We start from the raw sequence: 21,952 nt of genomic DNA on the forward strand, positions 1-21,952 counted from the left end.
AAATTTTTCACCTGTTTGATTTTTAAGAGTTTTTAATCAAACCTGCGTAAAGACGGTGTCATATTTACCAGTTACCGTTATAAGGCACGGGTAAAATTTAATCGAATTACTAATTGTATTAAATTTTTCACAGTGTAAACTCTAACTCCTCTGCGCACCAAAAAGGCGCAGACCTGTAGTTAATAGGACGTAACTATGAACACTCAACCCGGTTTCAAGGCAGAAGATAGCGGTTCCTGCTTTATAAACAGATTTTTTGACATCGCTTCCATCAGCGTTGCGTTGTATATCAGTCTGAAGCTGCAAGACCAAATCACCACAACCAACTATGTTGTGTTGTTGCTGATGGTGTTGGTGGCCTACCTCTATACGGCTGAATCTCTTCAGTTGTACCGGTCATGGCGTGTTAACCGTCTGAGCACCAGCATCTGGCTGGTCGCTACCTGTTTGTTTGTGGCATTCAGCGCCATGCTGGTTGTCACCTGGGCCTTTAAAATTACATCTGATTTTTCGCGTTTGGTGGTGGGTGGCTGGGGCTGCATTGCCTTTTGCCAGCTGGCCATCTGGCGCATTTGCGGGCGAATGATTAAAAACGCCTTGCATAAAAAAGGCATCAGCACCCGCCGGGTTGCCATTGTGGGCTGCACCGAAAATGCAGATCGCCTGATCAATGAAATTAACCAACGCCCTGAGCTTGGCCTGGTGTTTTGTGGCATCTATGACGACAGAACGCCAGAGCGTGTCTACAGCTGCTCAGAGCGCATGCTTGGCAAAGTGGAAGACTGTGTTGACGCGGCCCGCCGTGGCACCATCGACAAGCTGTATTTAACCCTGCCCATGTCTGCTGACAAACGCATTGCCGACATTATTCAACGGCTGGGCGACACCACGGTCGACGTGCATTTAGTGCCCGACTTCCTGCTGTACAACCTCATGCACGCCCGCTTTGGCAGCGTCGGCAATGTTGAAACCCTGAGCGTATTCGAATCGCCTTACTTTGGCGCCCGCGACTGGCTGAAGCGCAGCTTCGACATTGTGGTCAGCTCCATTGCCCTGCTGTTGCTTGCCGCTCCTATGTTATTGATTTCTATAGCAATTAAAGCAACAAGCCGTGGCCCTGTGTTATTTAAACAAGACAGGTACGGGTTGGACGGCAAACCAATCAAGGTCTATAAATTCCGCAGTATGACAGTGCAGGAAAACGGCCATAAAGTGGTTCAGGCCACCAAAGGCGACAGCCGCATTACCCCCTTGGGTGGCTTTTTACGGCGCACCTCGCTGGACGAACTGCCGCAGTTTATCAACGTGCTGATTGGCGACATGTCGGTGGTTGGGCCCCGTCCCCACGCTGTTGCCCACAACGAGGAATACCGCAAGCTGGTGGCGTTTTATATGCTGCGCCACAAAGTAAAACCCGGCATTACCGGCTGGGCACAGATCAACGGCTGGCGCGGTGAAACCGACTCACTGGAAAAGATGGAAAAGCGGGTGGAGTACGACCTGGCTTACATCAAAAACTGGTCGCTGTGGTGGGATGCAAAAATTGTGTTTTTAACCTTTTTCCGCGGCTTTACCGGAAAAAATGTTTACTAAAAAAGGACTCTCTATGAAATCCAAGTTGGCGATTATGGTTGCCCTGGCCTGTGCCAGCAGTCAGGTACTGGCGGTTGACCCTCAATCTATTCAAACTGAATCTGGCTTCGACATCACGCCTTTATTAACTACAGGCCTGAAGTATGACGACAACGTCACCAGTGCCAACGCCAACGAAATTGACAGTTGGGTATTAACAGTGGTGCCGTCGCTCACAGCCCGCGCCGACGATGGCGTGACAGTGTATGAGTTCAGCGCTGGCGTCTATAGTGGCACCTACTTCGACAGCAGCGACGACAACTTTATTGACACCTCTCTTGGTGGCCTGTTTGACACCCGCCTGTCAGAGCAAGGCAAACTCAACTTAAAAGCTGACCTGGTGTGGGGCCATGAAGACCGGGGTACAGGTATTACCGAAGGCTTAAATAACGACCAGGACGAACCTACCAGGTTAAACAGCCAGACGGTTTCCGGTTATTACGAATATGGCGCCAAAGCCGCCCCAGCGCGTATACGGGTAGGCGCAAAGTATTTCAACAAGGAATACATGAACCAGCGTGAAGTGACGCAGTTCCGCGATTACGACTCGCTGTTAGGTGGTGTGAACTTTTACTACGACACCCAGTCAGGCACCACGGCCGTACTGGAAACCAGCGTAGACGACATCAGCTACGACTTTGTCGACCCGGACGCCCCACGCGACAGCAAAGACACCAATGTTAAACTGGGTGCCGAGTGGCAAATTAGTGCGCTGACCTCTGGCGAAGCCAAAATTGGTTACCAGAAAAAAGACTTTGACGATGAAGAGCGCGAAGACTTCAGCGGTGTGGCCTGGACAGTTAACGCCAACTGGTCGCCACTGTCGTACACCAGCTTTAATGTGGGCACAGGCCGTAAAGCCAAAGACCCACTGCAAGGCGGCGATTACATTAAAGAAACCACCTATGTTGTGGGCTGGTCGCATAACTGGAGCGAATCGGTTCAAACCAACCTGTCTTACAACCGGATGGAAGAAGATTACGTTGGCTTAGTGCGGAAAGACGAAAACGATTCCTACACCGCCAGTGTGAAATATGCGTTCCGTCGTTTTATGGATGTCAGCCTGTACGGCACAGTCACCGACAAAACCTCGTCCGTAGAAGGCATTAAGTTCGACCGCAATGTTATAGGCCTTAACTTTGATTTCTCACTGTAATTTGTGGCGAAACAAAAGGACATCAACGTTTTATGCAACAACTCGTAGTACTTATTGTTGCCCTGTGTTTTAGCTGGTCTTCCTGGGTTGTGGCCCAGGAAGACGCCAGTTATTTATTAGGGCCCGGCGACAAAATTATCATTCAGGTCATTGGCGAACCTGAATTAACCATCGAAACCCAGCTAACCGACAGCGGCAAAATTAACTACCCCTTTTTAGGCGAAATTACCGCCAAAGGCTTAACCATTAAAAAGCTGGAAGGCCTGGTGTATAACGGCCTGAAGGGTGACTATTTTGTTGAACCCAATGTGTTTGTTGGTATTGTGGAATACCGGCCATTTTTTATTCATGGCGAAGTAAAACAACCCGGCGGTTACCCTTACAAACCCGGCATGACAGTGAACCAGGCCGTGGCGTTGGCAGGCGGCATGACCGAGCGGGCGTCGCGTGAAAAAATATTTATCACCCGCGAAGCCAGTAAAAGCCGGCAGGAAAACGCCAACCTGAACACCAAAGTAAACCCCGGCGACACAGTGACAATTGAGCAGAGATTCTTCTAACTATGGCAGTAATGGACACAGCAGCGGTACCGCAACAGCAGGACGTGATTGATCTGCGCAAGTACATCAGCATTATCAATATTCACAAATGGCGCATTCTGACTCTGGCGGTGCTGGTGACAGTGCTGACCGTGCTGGTGGTGCTGAATATTCAAAGCAAATATGCCTCTACCGCTACCCTGCTGATTGAAAGCCAGCAGGCCAAGGCGGTGTCTATTGAAGAGGTGTACGGCATTAACTCTGGCCAGCAGGAATACTACCTCACCCAGTTTGAAATTTTAAAATCGCGCTCCATTGCCGAAAAAGTGGTGGACAAACTGAGCTTAAAAGACCACCCGGATTTTGAAGTAAAACCCGGCTTAATGCAGCGGCTGCGCGATTTAGTGCCCTTTATTCCAAACCCGGAAGCCGAATTAACCCCTGAGCAAATTGCCTTTAAGCAGCGCGAAAGCTTGGTGAATGAGTTTCTCGAACGGCTCAGCATTAACCCCATTCGTAAAACCCAGTTGGTGCAAATAAGCTTTACCACTTACAGCCCGGAATTAGCTGCCCAGGTAGCCAATGCAGTGGGTGATGAATACATTAACAGCCAGCTGGAAGCCAAACTGGGCATTACCCAACAGGCCGCCAACTGGTTAGGTGGCCGCTTGGGCGAGCTGCGCCAGCAACTGGACGACTCGGAAGCCCGCCTGCAGGCTTACCGGGAAAAAGAAGGTTTAATTGACGTAGAAGGTGTGCGCGGTTTAGGTGCCAAAGAGCTGGAAAGGTTGTCTGACGAGCTCACCGAAGCCCGTTCGCGCAAAGCCCAGGTGGACGGTTTTATCCGGGTAATACGCCAGTACGGCATTGACAATATGGAGCAGCTGGAAAGCCTGCCGGAAATTACTGCCCATAAAGGCGTGCAGGACATTAAAACCCTGCAGGCAGCCACAGAGCAGAAAGTGTCTGAACTTTCCAAAATTTACGGCCCCAGGCACCCTAAACTGATAGCCGCCAAAAGCGAGCTGACCGCCGTGACCGACAACCTGCGCGGCCAGATTAAAAAGCTGGTGTCGGGCATAGAAAACGAAGCCCGCTCGGTGCAGGAAAACGTACTGGTACTGGAAGCTGAACTGGCCAAAGCCAAAACCCAGTACCAGGACACCAGTATTAAAGAAACCACCTACCAACGGCTGGAGCGTGAAGTAGCCACCAACCGTCAGTTATTTGAAACCTTTTTAGCGCGGCAAAAAGAAACCGAAGTAACCAGCGACTTTAACTCGGCCATTGCCCGTTTTACCGACCGCGCCGTACCGGGCACAGAGCCAGTGGCCCCCAAACGTAAACTGATTGTGGTGCTGGCCTTTGTGGCAACATTGGGCCTGGGCATGATGCTGGCCTTTGTGCTGGACGCCTTAAACGACACTATAAAATCGCCCAACGAAGTGGAAAACCTGCTGGGCCAGCGCACTTTAGGTTTTATGCCCGATTTACCGCACAAAAAGAATACCGACTTACCGCTGTACAGCTTTTTCGACGACGGGCATAAACAATATGCCGAATCGGTGCGCAGTATAAGAACCAGCCTGACCTTACTGGCACTGGACAAACAGCTGAAGCTGATTGAGCTAACGTCTTCTGTGCCTTCTGAGGGCAAGTCTACCTGCGCAGTAAACCTGGCTTTTGCCTTTGGCCAAATGGAAAAAGTGCTGATTATTGACGCCGATATGCGCCGCCCTACCCTGGCCAAACGTTTTGGTTTACCGGCGTACCAGCCGGGCCTGGCCAACTTAATAGCCGGCCGAGAACAGCTGGACGACTGCCTGGTGGTGGACGAGAAATCTGGCATTACCTTGTTGCCAGCCGGCAATGTGCCACCTAACCCGCTGGAGTTATTAAGCTCACCACGTTTTGCCGAATTATTGCAGCAACTGGCCCAGCGCTACGACAGAGTTATAATTGACACGCCTCCAGTGCAGGCGGTAAGCGACGCTTTGGTCATTGCCAAAACAGCAGACGCCGTACTCTATGTTGTTGCAGCCGACCAGACCCGAGGAGGCGCGATTAAAAGCGGCATTCACAAACTGCTGCAAACCGAAAACAACCTGTATGGCGTAATACTGAATAAAGTGAATATGAAAAAAGTGGCACAAAGTTACGGCGATTACAGCCACTATGGCTATTACCACTATTACAGCAGCGAGCAAAGCTGATGTACGACCTGCACTGCCATTTTATTCCGGGCATTGACGACGGTGCCCGCAGCATGGAAGAGGCACTGCAGCTGCTGCGGCTGGCGGAGCAAAATGGCATCAGCCATGTAGTGACCACGCCGCATATTAACCCCGGTTATTTCGACAACACTCAGGCCATTATTCAGCAGGGCCTGAGTGAGCTGAAGCAACAGGCCAAAGCTGCAGGCCTTGGCATACAACTGGCCGCCGCCGCCGAAGTGCGGCTGTGTGCCGAGCTGCCCTATTGGGCCGAAAGTGGCCTGTTGCCCTTTTTAGGTGAATACCAGGGCTATAAAGTGTTGCTGCTGGAGTTTCCGCACAGCCATGTGCCAGCCGGTGCTGACCGTTTAGTAAAATGGCTGCTGACCAAACAAATTTTGCCGATGATTGCTCACCCGGAACGTAACCGTGATATTCAGCAAGACATTAAAAAACTGCTGCCTTTTCGCCGCTTTGGTTGCCTGTTACAACTGACAGCCAGCTCTGTATTGGGTGACATGGGCGAAGCCAGCCAGCACACAGCACTGCAATTACTGGAAGAGCGAGCCTTTGACATTGTGGCCACCGACAGCCACAGCCTGCAACGCAGGCCACCCAAGCTGGCCGAAGCCAGAGCTGCTATTTCACAACTCTGTGGTGACGACTATGCCGGGTTGTTAACCCAGGACAAACCTGCGCAAATCAGCCGTTTTCACTTCAGTTAAAGGACCCAACATGCCAGCCGCTGACTTCAGACTCACCCCCAGGCGCCGCAGAAGCAGCACAGCACAACCCCAGAACACCGAATACGGCAACAGAGGCAGCCGTATACTGGCGCTGCCTGCATTAGCGTTGGCTGGCCTGCTGTGCTGGCATATGGTGAATATGGGCCTGGCCAGCGCCTGGTATTTTAAAGCCAACCATTACCTGGACCTGTGGGTTAAAAACGAACAACTCTTTACCGAACAAAGCTGGCAAGAGGCGTCAACCGCCATAGATAAGGCCGTACAACTGCACCCCACTCACCCCCACTATTTATTAATAAAAGCCAAAATAAACGAATGGGGCTGGTATGGCGGCTTAATGACCAGCAAACAGCTGGAACAAACCGAAAGCTATTACCGACAAGCCATAGCCCTGCGCCCAACCTGGCCTAATGCTTATGCTGACTATGCCTACTATTTAGGTGTCACCCAATTCAGGGTCACGGACGCTTTTGCCCAACTTGAGAACGCCGAAAAATTTGGCCGCTTTATACCCGAAACTTTTTTACGCCAACTTGCCGTGGGTTTCGCCAATTGGCGCCATTTGAATATCCGGCAAAAAACCAGCACGCTGGAAGCGTTAAAACGTTCGGTGACCAGTAATTACCGTGGGTTTCGCGAGGTGGTCACTATTACCAAGAGTTCAGGACTGACAAACCTGGCCTGCAACTACCTGCAAGCCAGTAAAGCTGAATTTAATCAGCAACAACAGCAGTTGGTACACAACAGTTTTTGTCGCCAGCCGAAGCGTTAAGCCAGGCTGGAGACACAGCAAAGAACGTGTTGTACCAAGGAGCGGGCTTTTTCGTTGGAATCAGATTCCGCGTAACACCTCAGCTCCGGCGCATTCCCCGAAGGCCGTAAATGCACAATGTCCGCATTCTCAAGGATCAGTCGTAAACCATCCGTGGTATCGACTGAAACAACTGGAGAATTCAACTGTAACCGGGCGGCAAAGCCATCAATATTGGCTTGTGCATCAACAAGCAAAGCTTTGCTTTTTTCAGTAGCAAAATTGGTAATACGGTCACTGGCAGTAAAACGCTGCGGTAGCTCATTTAGCAACAACGACAAAGGCTTACCTTGTGCCAGCTGCACTATAGCGAGGAAAGGCAATAAGGCGTCGCGGGTGGGTAAGGCTTTTAACAAACGTTCTGCGGCCTGCAGGTCGGACGCGAGCAAAAAGCCGCCATTGGCCTCAAAACCAGCCACTTTGCGGTAGTTTGTCAGCTGCTCAAAACCTGCAATCACATAAGGCGAACCAATTTTAGTGCGTGTCACCTGACTAAAAGCGCCACAGCCTTCAATAGCTGTATTGCAACTGACCGGAACGGCCAGAGCTTCCACCCCCAGCGCTTTTGCCGCCAGTAAACACAATATATCGCCACGAAACCATTGGCCCTTTTCGTCGGCAACCAGCGGCCTGTCGCCGTCCCCATCGGTCGAAAAAATCATATCCAGCTGATGCTGTTTTGCCCATTGCCTTGCTCTGGCTTCGTCTTCAGCCGACACGGCTTCAGTATCGATAGGTACAAAAGAGTCTGACCGCCCTAAAGCTATGACGGTGGCACCGAATTGCTGCAGCAGAGGGGCGTAAATGTCCCGCCCGGCACTGGAATGTTCGTACACACCAACCCGCAGATTTTTAGCAAGATCGGCAGCAAACCACTGCAGATAACGTTGCTGATAGGCGCTGGCCGCATAGCCAGATACAGCCAGTGAAACAGGCGGCAACGGCCAGCTGAATTCGGCGGCTTGGCTTAACATGGCCAGCTCGTCCTGCTTGGTTATTTCGCCCTCAGGGCGGTAAAACTTCAAGCCATTGCGATCAAAAGGAATATGACTGCCGGTAACCATAATGGCTGGGACTTTTTGCTGCATAGCGGCATAAGCCAAAGCCGGGGTAGGCACCACGCCATAATAGTCGACAGCTATGCCCTGCTGTTGCAATAAAGCGGCGCAATGCGCAGCCATTTCGGGGCTGCTGGGCCTGTTGTCTATGGCCAGCGCCATACGCTCAACAGAAGAACTTTGTTGCACTACGCGCAAAAATGCCAGGCTAAAAGCTGCACAAACTTCAGGCGTAAAATCCACCACCAGGCCACGGGCACCACTGGTGCCAAACTGAATACCACTGCCGCCAATTACTTTATTGCTAACCAGAGTTGTCATGCTGCTATTCCTTTAACTGCGGCCATACCTGTCTTCAAACCGCACTATGTCGTCTTCTCCCAGATAACTGCCCGACTGCACCTCTATTAACTCCAGCGGCACTTTGCCCGGGTTTTCCAGTGCATGTACTGCGGTAACCGGAATATACACAGACTGATTTTCAGTCACTAACTGGTCTCTACCATCAATAGTGACCCGTGCCGTACCCGACACCACAATCCAGTGCTCGGCGCGGTGATGGTGCATTTGTACTGAAAGTTTCGCCCCCGGTTTGACGGTAATACGCTTCACCTGAAAACGCTGGCCGTTATCGACAGAATCGTATTTACCCCAGGGCCGATACACCTCACGGTGAAAGGTAACTTCAGAGCGGTTGGCCTGTTTAAGCTGGTCGACAATTTTTTTTACGTCCTGGGTTTTATCTTTATGAGCCACCAACACCGCGTCTTTGGTATTCACCACCACCAGATCAGACACCCCTACCACAGTAATCAGCTTGTCTTCGGTATGGGCATAAATATTGGACGACTGGTGCACCAGAACGTCCCCTTTCAGCACATTGCCCTGTTCATTTTTTTCGGCCACGTCCCATAAGGCAGAAAAACCGCCTACGTCATTCCAGCCAGCATCCAACGGCAATACCACAGCGTCAGCGATCTTTTCCATCACGGCGTAATCAATGGAATCATCCGGGCAGCTTGTGAAGGCAGCTTTACCAACACGAATAAAGTCCAGGTCTTTGGTTTTTTCAGCCATAGCCGCCTGGCAGGCCGCCAGAATATCGGGCCTGTGCTGCGCCAGTTCTTTCAGGTAACGCCCTGCAGTAAACATAAACATACCGCTGTTCCAGTAATACTGGCCTGAATCCAGGTAGGCCTGCGCAGTCGCTGCATTGGGTTTTTCAACAAAAGCCTGAACCTGGTATGCAAGGTTGCTGTTTACCGGTTCACCACGGCGAATATAGCCATAACCAGTTTCCGCATGGTCAGGCACTATGCCAAAGGTAACCAGCTTGCCTTGCAATGCCAGTTGCTCACCAGTTGCTATTACCTGATGAAAGGCCCCGGTGTTTTTAATGACATGGTCCGCCGCCAGCACCAGCAGCACTGTGTCTTCGCCATACTGAGCAACGGCTTCCAATGCAGCCAGTGCTATGGCTGGTGCTGTGTTGCGCCCTACCGGTTCCAGCATCACCTGGCTTGGCTGAGCCAACTGCCGAAGCTGCTCAGCGGCAAGAAAACGCGTGTCGTCATTACAGATCACCAAAGCTGGGTGATGCTTTAATCCATTCAGACGCAACAAGGTTTGCTGCAGCATGCTGTGCTCGCCACAAAGCGGAATAAACTGTTTAGGGTAATTTCCCCTTGATAAAGGCCATAAACGCGTACCGGAGCCACCGGCCATGATGACTGGAATAAACATCTTAACTCTCCTTTTCTTGCTCAGAGTAGCGTCAACTATTACAACGCCCCGTCAGCTCCTGACAGAAAATACAATTTAGTATGCCGATGCACATCGGGCCGGTTTAATAATTCTTCTACGCTAACCCATTGATAGGCATCATGTTGCTCCTGCGGTAGCTGGCCAAGTTGCTCCACATAAACTTCATGCCCCAAGGCGACATAGTGGGTAGAAGGGCTGTTGCCAAATACACTGTCAGCATAAAAATGATCAAAAGCGCCGATTAAGCGGGCCTTTGTATAATCGAGCTGTTGCCCCAGTTCTGCCAGGGTCAGGCGTTTGAATGCGTCTGCCAGCGCCTCACCTTTGCAAATGCGGCCACCGGGAACAAACCAATACCCTTGTGCAGGCCGGTTCAGCCGCTGCCCCAACAATACCTGGCCGGCAGGGTTACGGACTATCAGGTCCACCGACACCAGTGGTGTCGCGGCCACAACCTGCAGAAACTGCTCTTTTTCAAGAAACACCATCAGCCCCTGAAATTATGCTGGTTTGCCAAAAACCACTGATAGGTAGTTGCTAACCCTTGTTCCAGACTGACACTGGCCTGCCAACCCAATGCCTTTAAACGGCTGACATCCATCAGCTTGCGTGGCGTGCCGTCGGGCTTGCTGCTGTCAAACACAATAGCGCCCTGAAAACCCACTACCTTTGCAACCGTTTCCACCAGCTCCCGAATAGTACAGTCGATGCCTGTACCTACATTAATGTGGCTGAGCATAGGCTCTGTATGCTGTTGGTAAATAGCCGGGGCCAGCTCCATCACATAAACACTGGCAGCAGCCATTTCGTCAACGTATAAAAATTCGCGCATAGGCTTGCCCGTTCCCCAGGCAACCACCTCAGCAGAGCCCGCCAGCTTTGCCTCGTGGAATCGCCTTAACAGCGCCGGTATAACATGGCTGTTTTGTGGGTGGAAATTGTCATTGATGCCATACAGATTCGTGGGCATCACAGAACGATAGTCACGGCCATACTGACGGTTATAGCTTTCACATAACTTAATACCGGCAATTTTGGCAATGGCGTAAGGCTCGTTGGTCGGCTCCAGTACGCCGGTTAACAGCGCCTGCTCTGTCATTGGCTGCTCTGCATGTTTAGGGTAAATACAGCTGGACCCCAAAAACAGCAACTTTTGAACTCCGGCCATATGGGCAGAATGGATAATATTGCTTTCGATCATCAGGTTTTCGTAGATGAATTCGGCCGGGTAGCTGTTGTTGGCAACAATGCCCCCTACCTTGGCGGCAGCCAGATACACTTCATCAATGTGTTCCGCCTGAAAAAAAGCCTGCACGTCAGCCTGACAGAGCAGGTTCAGTTGCTGCCTTGAGCGGGTAACCAGCTCAATATCTGACCTGGCGCTTAACTGCCGCACCAGCGCCGACCCGACCATGCCATTATGGCCTGCAATAAATACCCTTTTCATGCCTTACTCCACTGAGACAGAAACGTCGTAACCATGTTTCTTCAGCAAAGCATGTTGTTTGGCTTTGCTCAGATCGGCCGCCACCATTTCGGCACACATGTCTTCAACGGTAATTTCCGGTTCCCAACCCAGCTTTTGCTTGGCTTTAGACGGGTCGCCCAATAAGGTTTCAACCTCAGCGGGACGGAAATAACGCGGGTCGACTTTAACAATCACATCGCCCACATTAACGGCCGGTGCGTAGCTGTGATCGACCGCTGTGACTGTGGCAATTTCATTCACGCCTTCGCCGCTGAATTCCAGGCTGATACCGGCAATTTTTGCCGACATACGCACAAATTCACGCACCGAAATTTGTTTGCCTGTGGCAATCACAAAATCTTCCGGTTTGTCTTGTTGCAGCATCATCCACTGCATGCGCACGTAGTCTTTAGCATGGCCCCAGTCACGCAGTGCATCCATATTCCCCAGGAACAGGCATGGCTCTAAACCATGAGCAATATTGGCAATGGCGCGGGTAATTTTACGGGTAACAAAGGTTTCACCCCGGCGAGGTGACTCGTGGTTAAACAGAATGCCGTTACAGGCATACATACCGTAAGCTTCGCGGTAGTTGACAGTAATCCAGTAGGCGTACATTTTTGCAACGGCATAAGGGGAACGCGGGTAAAAAGGTGTAGTTTCTTTTTGTGGAATTTCCTGCACTAAACCATACAGCTCAGACGTAGACGCCTGATAAAAACGGGTTTTCTTTTCCAGCCCCAAAAAGCGGATGGCTTCGAGCAAACGCAGCGTACCGATAGCATCTACATCTGCCGTATACTCCGGTGATTCAAAAGACACAGCTACATGTGACTGGGCACCTAAGTTGTACACCTCGTCTGGCTGAACCTGCTGAATAATACGTGTTAAGTTGGACGTGTCGGTTAAATCACCATAATGCAAAATAAAGTTTTTATTGGTGACATAAGGCGCCTGATAAATATGGTCTACCCGCTGGGTATTAAATAACGAAGCGCGGCGTTTAATACCATGCACTTCATAACCTTTTTCCAGTAAAAATTCGGCCAGATAGGAACCATCCTGCCCTGTGACACCAGTAATCAACGCTACTTTTTTAGACATTTTTCAAACTCCCTGATTTAGTGATCTGTTCCAAATTCTGAATAAAGCGGTTAATCACTTTATCCTTATTAATGTTTTCCACCGCGTAGTGGCGCGCAATTTGGTTTGTAGCCCTGGTGTCTTGTGCCAGCAGTGCAGATAACCCCTGAATAAAGGCAGCAGGGTTTTCCGGCTCCACCAACTGATAGATACCGGGGTACAATGCAGAAATTTTGCCAAGTTCTGTATCTTCTTCAGCAGTGACTAAAGCGTGGCCACCTGCAGCAAGAATATTGGTTAACTTTGAGGGTAATACGGCATCGGCCACGCCCTTTTTCTGTACCACTAAATGCACGTCGGCCATCACCAGAATTTGTGGTACCAGCTCCCAGGGCTGCAGCGGTTTAAACTGAATAGTACTGATACCTTTTTCTGACGCCATTTGCTCCAAGGTATCGCGATAAGCACCTGATCCTATAATGACGAACTTAATATGAGGTTGGTCTTTAAAGGCAAGAGCAGCATCCAGTACTATTTCAAGCCCTTGTTTTTGCCCCAAATTTCCAGAATACAGCACTATTTTGTCGTCTGCTGTAAAGCCCCATTCCCAGCGCAGAGAAGACGCATCCACGTCTGGATGAACAAAGTGAGTGTCAGCCCAGTTAGGAAAAAACAGCAGTTTTTCTTCCGGCACACCTTTTTTCCTGGCATTGTCCAGCATGGAGTAAGAAATAGACGACACCACATCAAACTTACTCATCAACCAGTTTTCGATGCCCTTCACTGTCTTTTTAATAAAACCTGATTGGCCTAACCCTAAACCGAACATGGCGTCTATTTCATAATCCTGAATATGCAAAATGCTTTTAGTGCCACGCAGCTTGCAGAATAACAGTGCAAAAGGCGCACAAAATAAGGTAGGTTGCACCAAAAAAAGCACATCAGGCTTTAAGCGCCACAAGCTGAATAAACGGAACGCCGACGTAATAGCAAATGAAGACAAATGAACAAGACGCTTGAGCGTTGTAACCTTTGCAGGCACATAAAGAGGGCAGCGGTAAATAGTGACGCCATTATCGCCTTCTGAGAGCGAGTAACTATTATGAAAATCTCCCTTGATTTGCCACTCCGGATAATAAGGTGGGGCCGTAAGCACATAAGTAGCTAAATTATTGTCAGCAAGCATTGGCGCAAGTTCACCATTATACTTCCCGATGCCCGTGAGTTCTGGAGCGTAATTAATGCTATAAAGTAAAAATTTCATGTCATTTCCCTGACTTTTACCGGTTTTGCCGGACTACCCAGACAAATCATACCGGCAGGTAAATCCTGATATACCGAGCTGCGGCTACCAACTAAGGCGCCTTCATCAATAGTGACGCCGGGCGCAACAAAAACGTCAGTTGCTAACCACACCTGGTCGGCAATGACAATGGGCTTGGCGTAAATATCAAAGCTCTGTTTTTGATAGTCATGCGAACCGGTGCACAAATAACTTCTTTGCGATACCACCGAGTTGCTGCCGATACGAATTTCCCCGAGGCTATATAACACCACGTCATCGCCAATCCATGAGTAGTTGCCAATACTGACCTTCCATGGGTAAGTAACAGTCACTGTAGGTCGGATAATGACCTGCTTGCCGACGGTTGCCCCAAAGCAGCGCAATAAAAACCGCCGCCAGCCATACATAAACTGCGGCGACCAGCGAAACAAAGTAGCTTGCACTAGCCACCACAATTGCACGACCACCGCACTTTTGCCGCGAAAACCGGCCGGTACTTTAAACTGCTGAAGATTCTGGTACATAACCCGCTCTGAAAAAACCAATAATCTGTTGCAACCTTAGTTGTGCCTGCTCTTGCGCTACGGCAAAACTACTACGCCTTGAAATTTTGCATTCACTTGCCAGTAACCCGCTAGAAATCAGTTGTTTAATCTGTTGAGCGACATCAACTGCGGCGATATCTTCAGCAAAACAAAAACCACCGAACATATTGATCTGCGAAGCCATACAACCACGGTCCGTACCAGCCAATAGCGCCCCATGCTGAGCCGCTTCAAACAACACTAAAGGTTCAGCCTCATTGACGTACTTGCTTGGGAACACAAACAAATCAAGGGCAGCAAAAAACTGCTGTTTATCCTCGCCGTAAACAGGCCCAATGGAACGGATAAAGGGATACTGTTTTGTTTGTAACGATACATAAGCGGCAACATCGGCGGAGGAATAAGGCCCAGCGAGGTTAGCCTGCACCTTCACCCCTGATTGCTGCAATAACACAGCAACATCGACAAAAGTACGCAGGCCTTTATCAAACGACAGATTAGCTAAATGACCTAAGGTGACAACTTGAGGCATCCCACCAGGTGAAGCTTGCGTGTTAGGTGCTTTGCTAAAAAAACTCAGATTACTTAGAACATGTACATTTCTTGCCGGTACCGCATACAGCTGTTCAAGCCGGTTAGCCATAGGCAGCCCTAAAACCAAGTGTCGGTCAGTAGGTTTAAGCAAGCTTAACACGCAGCGAAATAAGCTCGATTGCCGGTTTAAATAACTAAATGAATGATGATGCAACACCACCTGGCTGCGACTTAGCCGCAGTAATAACAAAAAAAACAGATCAAAAAACTGGCCTACGCCACCATTAATTGAACGGTATACCACAGCGGGTTTGTTGAACAATAAACACCAGCCCAAGCGAAAGAAGACTAACAAGCTATACAGGCACTTAATCACAAACCACCAACGTGTATGAAAAAGAGCAGCGGCAAAAGATGGCACTGTATTAATCAACTGCAACTCAATAGCCTGTTGTTGGCAAAGACGCCACATTTGTTGATTAATACTCGACATGCCATGCGTGGGCTTTGGCATATCTACCAGAAACAAAATCATATCAGGCCCAGAATTTTGGCAAATTTTTCATGCATCGGCGGATTATTTAGCTGCTTAAACGTCTCTAAGGCGCCTAAACCTAATTTCTGCTGCAAATCCTTATCATTTTTAAGAGTAAGCAGTGCATTGGCAAGGCTATGTACATTGCCACGTTCAAAGGTAAGGCCATTCTCACCATTTTTAATGTAACTTGGCTCTGGTCCCATGTGCTTATATAAGTTACTGTGAACAACTACAGGCAGACCGTAAGACATATAATGAACAACACTTAATCCTGCATCGCCACCATAGGCACCAACAAAACAATCATTTGCTATTTCAAACTGCTGCGCCTCATCAAATACGGTCCCGTAATCAATCAAGTTGCTATATTTTTTCTTAAGTTCAGAGATGAAACCATGGTCACCACCGCCTATCACCCGTACATTCAAATCAACAGTCAACGCAGCTTCAAGTAATAGTTCAATGCCACATCCTGTGCGAAGACGGCCTATATATAAAACATCATCACCACCGAATATCCTTTTTGATTGCAAATACAGTGAGTTATCGACCACGTATATCTTACGATGCAAAAAATTCGCAGCTACAGATTTCAAATGAAACGCCGAAAATTCCGAGTAACAAATATACCCATCACTCAAGGTTAAAATAATATTATAAGTTATCTTATGCAACAACCCTTTGCGCTTGTAGCCTCCTTGGCCGTGAAGGAATATTTTTCTATTTGAGAAAAAACATACCAAAATCAAACACCATAAAGATATATATTTAAAATCAGCAAAATGCACAATCAATCTACTATTAAGTACATCCTTATAAAAACCACTTCTTGGCTTTAAAAAATACCTCATAACTCGCGAAAAGCCAGCCTTTTTTACTTCATAAGCATAACCGTCCATTTGCCCAAAGTCCGAAGAAGCTGTATCTGCAAAGACTGTCAAATGAGTGCCAAAAATATTGGATAAATTCCTAAACAAAGGGTCCCTGTACTTAGTCAGAACAGGCTGGATGATAGCAACACTATATATATTCAAGATGATTTAACCTTATATTTAGCAGATAAAAATATATAAGCCGCACAACCAAACATAAAATAAATAAATGTATCAGAGTACGCCATCCTAAACATTAAAAAACCGAAACACATATAAACCAATTGTCTCAGAATTTCATTCTCTATAAAAAATGAAACTACAGATTTAAAAAAAACAAATAAAATAGGCAACAACACCATTCCAAAATATCCAAAATTTATAAACGATTCTCCTACGGCAGTTGTAATCAACGCGACATCAGCGTATGGCGCGAAAACACCAGCGACCTCAACCGTGATAGATTCGGGCTTATCGGGATAGATGGAGCGCGGTATCCACCAAACCAATGTTTTAAAGTAGCTGAGTCCTAACATGTGGCTCTGCTCGTTGCCGAAAATGGAGAATATATTCACTAGTACATTAAAGTTAATAGACTCAGTAATACCTGACATCGACTCGAAAACAATATCCTCGTTGAAATCAATGTTATTAACTGCTAGATCCCACCCTTTTATGAAACCATCTATAGCACTGTCTTCAGAATGAAGCTGCGATCTTAACACTCGAAAAATAGTCATAAAAAAACCAAGGGGAATCATCGCAAGCGCCGAAAATAATATAGCTTTATAATGCCTCGACCTTAGGAGAAAGACAAACAACATAAACAAGAACACCAAAAGAGTTATTCTATTACCTGTTGTATATGTATCAGTTACACACAGTAAAATAATACATACAAAGCTTTGAATGACTCGGTAATTGCTCCATACATTCAAAAACAAAAGACACACTGTAATGTATCTAAAACCAGCAACTAAAAACAATGTAATTACAGCAGAAGTCCCTGCTTCTTCAATGTACAACTCTTTACTTCGAGCCCAATGTGCATCACCAGCATCCAAGCCTGATGCAGTATATAGGTAAAAAGCCAATATTTCAAAAATCAAAAAAAACTTAAATGACAAATTAAAATCAAATTGCCCACCCCTTGAAAACAATTTATTATGAAATGATAAATTTCTGGAGTTAAACATTATTTGGTTCAAAACAAGCCAATAAAAAAGCATAGCCAATATACTAGAAAAGTCTCGACCAACATAAATTGTGGATATTATTGTATCCGAAAAGTCAAAGGTTATCGGAATGCGAGAGAAAGCAATCAGATAAAAAAGCGGCAATATAATAAAGTAATTCCCAGCAAAAGAAAATGCAAATTCAAAATGACTATTATGCAAGTAAAAAAGCACTGGATAGCACAGAGATATAACAGCCAAAATTAGTAATACAGACTCCAATGTTACCCCCACTCTTTGCATTCAGACATCATCGTGAACAAAAAATCTCATTTACAACAAAAAGTGTTCTTTTCATTTGTTCAGGACATTTAAACGAAACTATTAATTTATCAACACCTTCCAAACTCAAAGCATGAAGCAACTTAGCAATATTTTCACAATCGCGAGGCAGTATAGATTTTTCAATATTCATCATTTTATTTACATTATCATGGAGAATATTTCTGGATGCATCATTTAAGCTAGACCTAAATACGCCATGCGCAGATACGAACTTGTAGTTCAATCTCGCCTTATGTAAATCACTTAATATTGAAAATTGAATTAAGTCGCCAAAATATGGAGAAAAAACTGTTCCTGATGTTGCCTGCCCAAAGTGCTTTATACGATTCCCTTGCACTAATTGATTAAAGAAATCGATTGTATTTCCCTGATATTCTTTATCAACTCCTTCATGAAGAAACAGTCTTTGAACACTTCGCCTTTTCAACCTAAGTAACGTATCCTCAAATGACTCAAGCAAAACACCTGAATCAAATTCATTTCTACTACTTTGTGTTTTTATATAATTACCAGCCATACGCTTCAAGTAAACAGAGCGTTTGACCAATGGCCCAACAAACTTTCTTAGAAAAGATAATGTACTTGCAGATTTCGGGCGAGAAATACCCACTTTAGAAGCGATTTCATAATTTTCATCACCGCAAAGAACTTCACCTAATACATCATCGGCCGTTCCCAGGCCATATGAAGGTGCTGTATCAAAATAAGATATCCCCAATCTAACTGCTTCTTCAATTAGAAAAGCGCTATCTTTAAAACTAGACCCACCTACTAACCTGCCACACCCAAAGCCTATACGCTTTGTAAAATCGGATGATAAGGACTGCGTTGTCATTAAATTTGCTCCTCGCACATCTTTACACAAATACGATTCCCTAGTGCCATGGCATGAAAAGTCGAGTTAGCATAACTAGATGTTGGAAATACAGCTGCACCAGCGATAAATAGATTTTCAACCCCAAAAACCCTACAATTTGAATCCACTACACCAGCGTCTTTGGTTGTTGCCATCCTTAAACCACCACATTGGTGATTAGTATCTGTGCAAGCGGCAATCACCTCGGGTGACTCTTGTAAAATTCTTGGGTCTATCTCCAAATAGCCAAACTGCTCTTCACGTAACCATTGGTCCAGCAATTCACAAAATTGCCGCATTGTGCGGACTTCTTGTCCGCTTACCTGCCAGTTCAATAAAGTAGCAGGCATCCCGACTATATCTCGTCTTGAGAAGTCGAGACCTATCTGCGATTCGACAATTGGAAATTGCTCGCAATGCAAATTCAGATATATGCCTTTATCATGCAAATTTAAAATTCGCCGGTCCCTAATATATCGGATTGCAAGCGGTAACATGACCTTAGCGACTGCACCAAGATTTTTTAGCAAACTTACACCTGTTGGTGGCACCGCTCCGCGCCTCAAGGCGCGGATAAACAATTTTACATTTGCGATTTGTTCGCTTAGCGATGATTCAAAAATAAATGACGCTGCTATGTTTAGCGCTTGCAGACTTCGCTGCGCGGTCTCATTGAATTTTATTTTTGGTTGGAATTTAAAACCGTCTACCAAAATGTTATCAAAATAGCGAGCAAACTTTTTAGCATCAATCAAGCGCACTCGTGCGGCACGAATATCCAGGTGATCTTGATAAAACTTACCAACAAGTTTGTTTGAAGCCCAAGGTACATTTTCATTCTGCGATGCGATCCATAACATGAGGCGAGAAGCTTCAATCGCGCCATTGGCTAATACAAAAATATCGGACGCTAACTTCTTTTTTTCACCGCCCCGACAGCTGTACTCAAGTTCGCCAACACGACAACCAGAATCATCCATAAACAAATTGGTCACGGTTGCATGAGTTACTACAGTCAGCAAGTCAGACTGTGTTAGGTCTTTTTTAAAATACTCCTTTAAATTGGTTTCTTTTAACCAACGGGTAAGAAAGATATCGAAATTATTGTTCTGTGGAATTTTAATATTGAGGTGTTGCCATACATCAGCGTCACCTTTTAAATGCTGAGGTAAGCCAAGTAACTGATATATAGCTGCATAGTGCTGCTGCATCTCGATATAACTAAGCGGCCAGCCACTGTTTTGAACCCAATCACGCTCGATAAAATCGATAGGGGCAAACGGCACTATTTGACCGCCCCATAAGGTTGTTGTCCCACCCACAATGCGCGCACGACCTTCTTCAATGCCAAAGTGATGTAAGCCAGTTAAAGTATGGATATTTTGCGCCTGCGACTCTGCTTCAAAGCCTACACCGCCAGATTCCAACACCAACACCTTTTTGCCCCGACGGCTTAAGGTTACCGCCATTGTTAAACCAACAGCACCTGCCCCAGCAATAACCACATCATAAGCTCCTTTTTCGATTTGTATCGGTTGTTGGCTACTATCCACTATCACACCGACACCTCCTTTACTTGAACTTTTTTGGAAAAAAGATATGCACTTAGTAACAAAACAACTTCAATGATAAGCATCATGGCCGCGATACCAGCTAAGCCAAGTTGTCTGGCAAATGTATATAAAAAAATAAAATTCAGTGCTGATGAAAAAAGGAAAAACTTGCAAAAATATTTATGGTTATTAGTGGACACAATAAGTGTAACAAACACCTGCGAAAACGCTGACACGGCAGCGGCTGCAAGCACATAAAGATAAACCTGACTGTCAAATATAACTTGGCCATGGGTCCATAAATAAATTATTTTTCCGCCAAATACGTATAAAACAAAACAACCTAATAGGGTTGTACCTGTTGCATACACACCCATAAGTCGAACAATATATTTTGCTTTATTTGAATCTTTTGCACCAAAAGCAGCAGATAATTCAGGCCAAGCCGGTTTGGTTATTAATGCAACTGCTTGCACCAAAGTACGGCTTACCGTGCGATAAGTGTTGTATATCACTACCGCCGCCGGCCCCAACATCAAACCAACCAACATTGTGACCCCCTGCAAGTTAATCGCATTACCTATAGGAAATGCCATAAACGCCAGAGAAGGTTTAAGCAGTTCGCGTACCGTGGTTACCGAACTATAACGGAAGGTCCACTGGTAATCCTTTAAAGTACTTATGGCAATAAAGAAATTGACACAGGTCATCAACAATCTACCAATAAAAAAACCAATGGCTGCAGATTGAATCGTACCAAATAGAAATACACCGAAGATGCTAAAAACCCACTCCATCAATCTTGCCGTTGTGACTAGTAAAGTTCCTAAAGCATATCGGCCAACACTTCGAAACAACGCATCGAATAGGTTACCAACCAGCGCCAGTAACGCTGCTGCGACTAGCAGCAATAATGGAGTCATATACAAGGAAGGTGTCTCGGCTAGACTTTGATAAATAAATGCACCGAGGATAGCTACTAAAAAAAGAACTACAGCAATTAATACACACATCAACAATGCACTTTGAAAAATAACATTAGCCTCGGCTTTTTTATTGCTTGCACGAAGCATTGTCATTTTATTTCCTGCTATCGTTGCCACCCCAAAATCTGCAATAGCGATGTAGATTGGAAAAGCACAAAGTATCAGCCAAATACCGTAGGTTTCCATATCCCAAAACGACAGGAATATAGGAACGCCTGCAAGCTGGGTTCCAATTGTGACAATCTGGGCATATCCATAAGCCCCAGCGCCTCCGAGTAAACGACTTTTTAGAGAGTTCATTGAATGACTAGCATGCCTCAGTTTGCAACATAATTTTTAAACAGTTGCGATTTAAATATCTACAGCTTGTTGTTACTTCATATCTCAGTGACTTCTTTATAAGGTTACAGGCAACCATTGTGCCCCTATGAGGCACGAAATTTAATCACTACCAAACAAATTCCGCGTATAAACCTTTTCTTTTACCTCATCCGGCTCGGTCACTACTCGATTGATAACAATCACATCGCCTATGGTTTTAAACTCCGTTAAACAATCACCCGCGAGCTATAAAAACCATCATCTTCAAGCAACGACTCGCAAACCACATAAAATCAAACAAGCTCAAAACTAAGAAAAAACAAAAACTCATTTAAATCCAAAAAATACACTATAAAACCGAAAATTTAATTCAACACTCACCATTCCAGGATTAATATTTTGCAGGACAAATAAACTATAAAAATTAAATTTATAAAACCGGACAACAAAATGAAATCTAACCGTTTATTCC

At 46.4% G+C, this 21,952-nt stretch carries 19 protein-coding genes; 6 read left to right on the plus strand and 13 right to left on the minus strand.

The window, feature by feature from the left end:
- Positions 1 to 195 precede the first annotated feature (195 nt).
- Genes WKJ03_RS04485 through WKJ03_RS04510 form a run of 6 tightly spaced genes read left to right on the plus strand, consistent with a single transcriptional unit; the run spans position 196 to position 7,058 of the window.
- Positions 196 to 1,593, plus strand: coding sequence for an undecaprenyl-phosphate glucose phosphotransferase (locus WKJ03_RS04485; protein ID WP_337840968.1), 1,398 nt, complete (start codon positions 196 to 198; stop codon positions 1,591 to 1,593).
- A gap of 13 nt (positions 1,594 to 1,606) precedes the next feature.
- Entirely contained in the window at positions 1,607 to 2,788 is a 1,182-nt protein-coding gene (locus WKJ03_RS04490; RefSeq protein WP_337840969.1) for an outer membrane beta-barrel protein, read from the plus strand.
- A gap of 32 nt (positions 2,789 to 2,820) precedes the next feature.
- On the plus strand, positions 2,821 to 3,348 hold the full coding sequence (locus tag WKJ03_RS04495) for a polysaccharide biosynthesis/export family protein (protein ID WP_337840970.1): 528 nt from the start codon (positions 2,821 to 2,823) through the stop codon (positions 3,346 to 3,348).
- A gap of 2 nt (positions 3,349 to 3,350) precedes the next feature.
- Complete coding sequence (locus tag WKJ03_RS04500) at positions 3,351 to 5,540, plus strand: polysaccharide biosynthesis tyrosine autokinase (RefSeq protein ID WP_337840971.1); 2,190 nt, start codon at positions 3,351 to 3,353, stop codon at positions 5,538 to 5,540.
- Positions 5,540 to 6,265, plus strand: a complete 726-nt coding sequence (locus WKJ03_RS04505) for a CpsB/CapC family capsule biosynthesis tyrosine phosphatase (RefSeq protein WP_337840972.1) — start codon at positions 5,540 to 5,542, stop codon at positions 6,263 to 6,265. The genes WKJ03_RS04500 and WKJ03_RS04505 overlap by 1 nt, the downstream gene beginning before the upstream one ends.
- A 10-nt stretch (positions 6,266 to 6,275) precedes the next feature.
- Positions 6,276 to 7,058: a hypothetical protein gene (locus WKJ03_RS04510; RefSeq protein WP_337840973.1), complete on the plus strand. Its 783-nt coding sequence runs from the start codon at positions 6,276 to 6,278 to the stop codon at positions 7,056 to 7,058.
- Here WKJ03_RS04510 and WKJ03_RS04515 read toward each other — a convergent pair.
- From WKJ03_RS04515 to WKJ03_RS04575, 13 genes are read right to left on the minus strand one after another with little or no spacing between them, the layout of a single operon-like run.
- The gene (locus WKJ03_RS04515) at positions 7,055 to 8,476 is read right to left on the minus strand and encodes a phosphomannomutase (protein WP_337840974.1); all 1,422 of its coding nucleotides are present in this window, start codon (positions 8,474 to 8,476) and stop codon (positions 7,055 to 7,057) included. The two genes, WKJ03_RS04510 and WKJ03_RS04515, sit on opposite strands and share 4 nt — an antisense overlap.
- A gap of 12 nt (positions 8,477 to 8,488) precedes the next feature.
- Entirely contained in the window at positions 8,489 to 9,898 is a 1,410-nt protein-coding gene (locus WKJ03_RS04520) for a mannose-1-phosphate guanylyltransferase/mannose-6-phosphate isomerase (protein ID WP_337840975.1), read from the minus strand.
- Positions 9,899 to 9,936: 38 nt separating this feature from the next.
- Entirely contained in the window at positions 9,937 to 10,407 is a 471-nt protein-coding gene (locus tag WKJ03_RS04525; RefSeq protein ID WP_337840976.1) for a GDP-mannose mannosyl hydrolase, read from the minus strand.
- Entirely contained in the window at positions 10,407 to 11,366 is a 960-nt protein-coding gene (locus WKJ03_RS04530) for a GDP-L-fucose synthase (protein ID WP_337840977.1), read from the minus strand. The genes WKJ03_RS04525 and WKJ03_RS04530 overlap by 1 nt, the downstream gene beginning before the upstream one ends.
- A gap of 3 nt (positions 11,367 to 11,369) precedes the next feature.
- Positions 11,370 to 12,491, minus strand: coding sequence for a GDP-mannose 4,6-dehydratase (gene gmd, locus WKJ03_RS04535; RefSeq protein ID WP_337840978.1), 1,122 nt, complete (start codon positions 12,489 to 12,491; stop codon positions 11,370 to 11,372).
- Positions 12,484 to 13,734 (minus strand): WcaI family glycosyltransferase, encoded by a 1,251-nt coding sequence (locus tag WKJ03_RS04540; RefSeq protein ID WP_337840979.1) that lies wholly within the window; start codon positions 13,732 to 13,734, stop codon positions 12,484 to 12,486. Before WKJ03_RS04540 ends, gmd begins: the two co-directional genes overlap by 8 nt.
- A complete protein-coding gene (locus tag WKJ03_RS04545) occupies positions 13,731 to 14,279 on the minus strand; it encodes a putative colanic acid biosynthesis acetyltransferase (protein ID WP_337840980.1) in 549 nt (182 codons plus the stop codon). Before WKJ03_RS04545 ends, WKJ03_RS04540 begins: the two co-directional genes overlap by 4 nt.
- The gene (locus WKJ03_RS04550) at positions 14,254 to 15,369 is read right to left on the minus strand and encodes a glycosyltransferase family 4 protein (RefSeq protein WP_337840981.1); all 1,116 of its coding nucleotides are present in this window, start codon (positions 15,367 to 15,369) and stop codon (positions 14,254 to 14,256) included. The genes WKJ03_RS04545 and WKJ03_RS04550 overlap by 26 nt, the downstream gene beginning before the upstream one ends.
- Complete coding sequence (locus WKJ03_RS04555; protein ID WP_337840982.1) at positions 15,366 to 16,406, minus strand: glycosyltransferase; 1,041 nt, start codon at positions 16,404 to 16,406, stop codon at positions 15,366 to 15,368. The genes WKJ03_RS04550 and WKJ03_RS04555 overlap by 4 nt, the downstream gene beginning before the upstream one ends.
- A complete protein-coding gene (locus WKJ03_RS04560; protein ID WP_337840983.1) occupies positions 16,403 to 17,722 on the minus strand; it encodes an O-antigen polymerase in 1,320 nt (439 codons plus the stop codon). The genes WKJ03_RS04555 and WKJ03_RS04560 overlap by 4 nt, the downstream gene beginning before the upstream one ends.
- A gap of 7 nt (positions 17,723 to 17,729) precedes the next feature.
- Complete coding sequence (locus WKJ03_RS04565) at positions 17,730 to 18,599, minus strand: aldo/keto reductase (RefSeq protein ID WP_337840984.1); 870 nt, start codon at positions 18,597 to 18,599, stop codon at positions 17,730 to 17,732.
- Positions 18,599 to 20,179 carry a GMC family oxidoreductase gene (locus tag WKJ03_RS04570; RefSeq protein WP_337840985.1) on the minus strand — a complete coding sequence of 527 codons (1,581 nt, stop codon included), beginning with the start codon at positions 20,177 to 20,179 and terminating at the stop codon, positions 18,599 to 18,601. The genes WKJ03_RS04565 and WKJ03_RS04570 overlap by 1 nt, the downstream gene beginning before the upstream one ends.
- Entirely contained in the window at positions 20,176 to 21,459 is a 1,284-nt protein-coding gene (locus WKJ03_RS04575) for an oligosaccharide flippase family protein (RefSeq protein ID WP_337840986.1), read from the minus strand. Before WKJ03_RS04575 ends, WKJ03_RS04570 begins: the two co-directional genes overlap by 4 nt.
- Between the last annotated feature and the right edge of the window lie 493 nt (positions 21,460 to 21,952).

The organism is Rheinheimera sp., assembly GCF_037442525.1.
GTDB lineage: Bacteria > Pseudomonadota > Gammaproteobacteria > Enterobacterales > Alteromonadaceae > Pararheinheimera.

Bases quoted from the DNA above. Each gene is read 5' to 3' on its own strand.
- WKJ03_RS04575 (WP_337840986.1), bottom strand. From the start codon at position 21,459: ATGAACTCTCTAAAAAGTCGTTTACTCGGAGGCGCTGGGGCTTATGGA.
- WKJ03_RS04520 (WP_337840975.1), bottom strand. From the start codon at position 9,898: ATGTTTATTCCAGTCATCATGGCCGGTGGCTCCGGTACGCGTTTATGG.
- WKJ03_RS04530 (WP_337840977.1), bottom strand. From the start codon at position 11,366: ATGAAAAGGGTATTTATTGCAGGCCATAATGGCATGGTCGGGTCGGCG.
- WKJ03_RS04485 (WP_337840968.1), top strand. From the start codon at position 196: ATGAACACTCAACCCGGTTTCAAGGCAGAAGATAGCGGTTCCTGCTTT.
- WKJ03_RS04510 (WP_337840973.1), top strand. From the start codon at position 6,276: ATGCCAGCCGCTGACTTCAGACTCACCCCCAGGCGCCGCAGAAGCAGC.
- WKJ03_RS04565 (WP_337840984.1), bottom strand. From the start codon at position 18,599: ATGACAACGCAGTCCTTATCATCCGATTTTACAAAGCGTATAGGCTTT.
- WKJ03_RS04505 (WP_337840972.1), top strand. From the start codon at position 5,540: ATGTACGACCTGCACTGCCATTTTATTCCGGGCATTGACGACGGTGCC.
- WKJ03_RS04490 (WP_337840969.1), top strand. From the start codon at position 1,607: ATGAAATCCAAGTTGGCGATTATGGTTGCCCTGGCCTGTGCCAGCAGT.
- WKJ03_RS04545 (WP_337840980.1), bottom strand. From the start codon at position 14,279: ATGTACCAGAATCTTCAGCAGTTTAAAGTACCGGCCGGTTTTCGCGGC.
- WKJ03_RS04525 (WP_337840976.1), bottom strand. From the start codon at position 10,407: ATGGTGTTTCTTGAAAAAGAGCAGTTTCTGCAGGTTGTGGCCGCGACA.
- WKJ03_RS04500 (WP_337840971.1), top strand. From the start codon at position 3,351: ATGGCAGTAATGGACACAGCAGCGGTACCGCAACAGCAGGACGTGATT.
- gmd (WP_337840978.1), bottom strand. From the start codon at position 12,491: ATGTCTAAAAAAGTAGCGTTGATTACTGGTGTCACAGGGCAGGATGGT.
- WKJ03_RS04560 (WP_337840983.1), bottom strand. From the start codon at position 17,722: ATGCAAAGAGTGGGGGTAACATTGGAGTCTGTATTACTAATTTTGGCT.
- WKJ03_RS04515 (WP_337840974.1), bottom strand. From the start codon at position 8,476: ATGACAACTCTGGTTAGCAATAAAGTAATTGGCGGCAGTGGTATTCAG.
- WKJ03_RS04550 (WP_337840981.1), bottom strand. From the start codon at position 15,369: ATGATTTTGTTTCTGGTAGATATGCCAAAGCCCACGCATGGCATGTCG.
- WKJ03_RS04540 (WP_337840979.1), bottom strand. From the start codon at position 13,734: ATGAAATTTTTACTTTATAGCATTAATTACGCTCCAGAACTCACGGGC.
- WKJ03_RS04495 (WP_337840970.1), top strand. From the start codon at position 2,821: ATGCAACAACTCGTAGTACTTATTGTTGCCCTGTGTTTTAGCTGGTCT.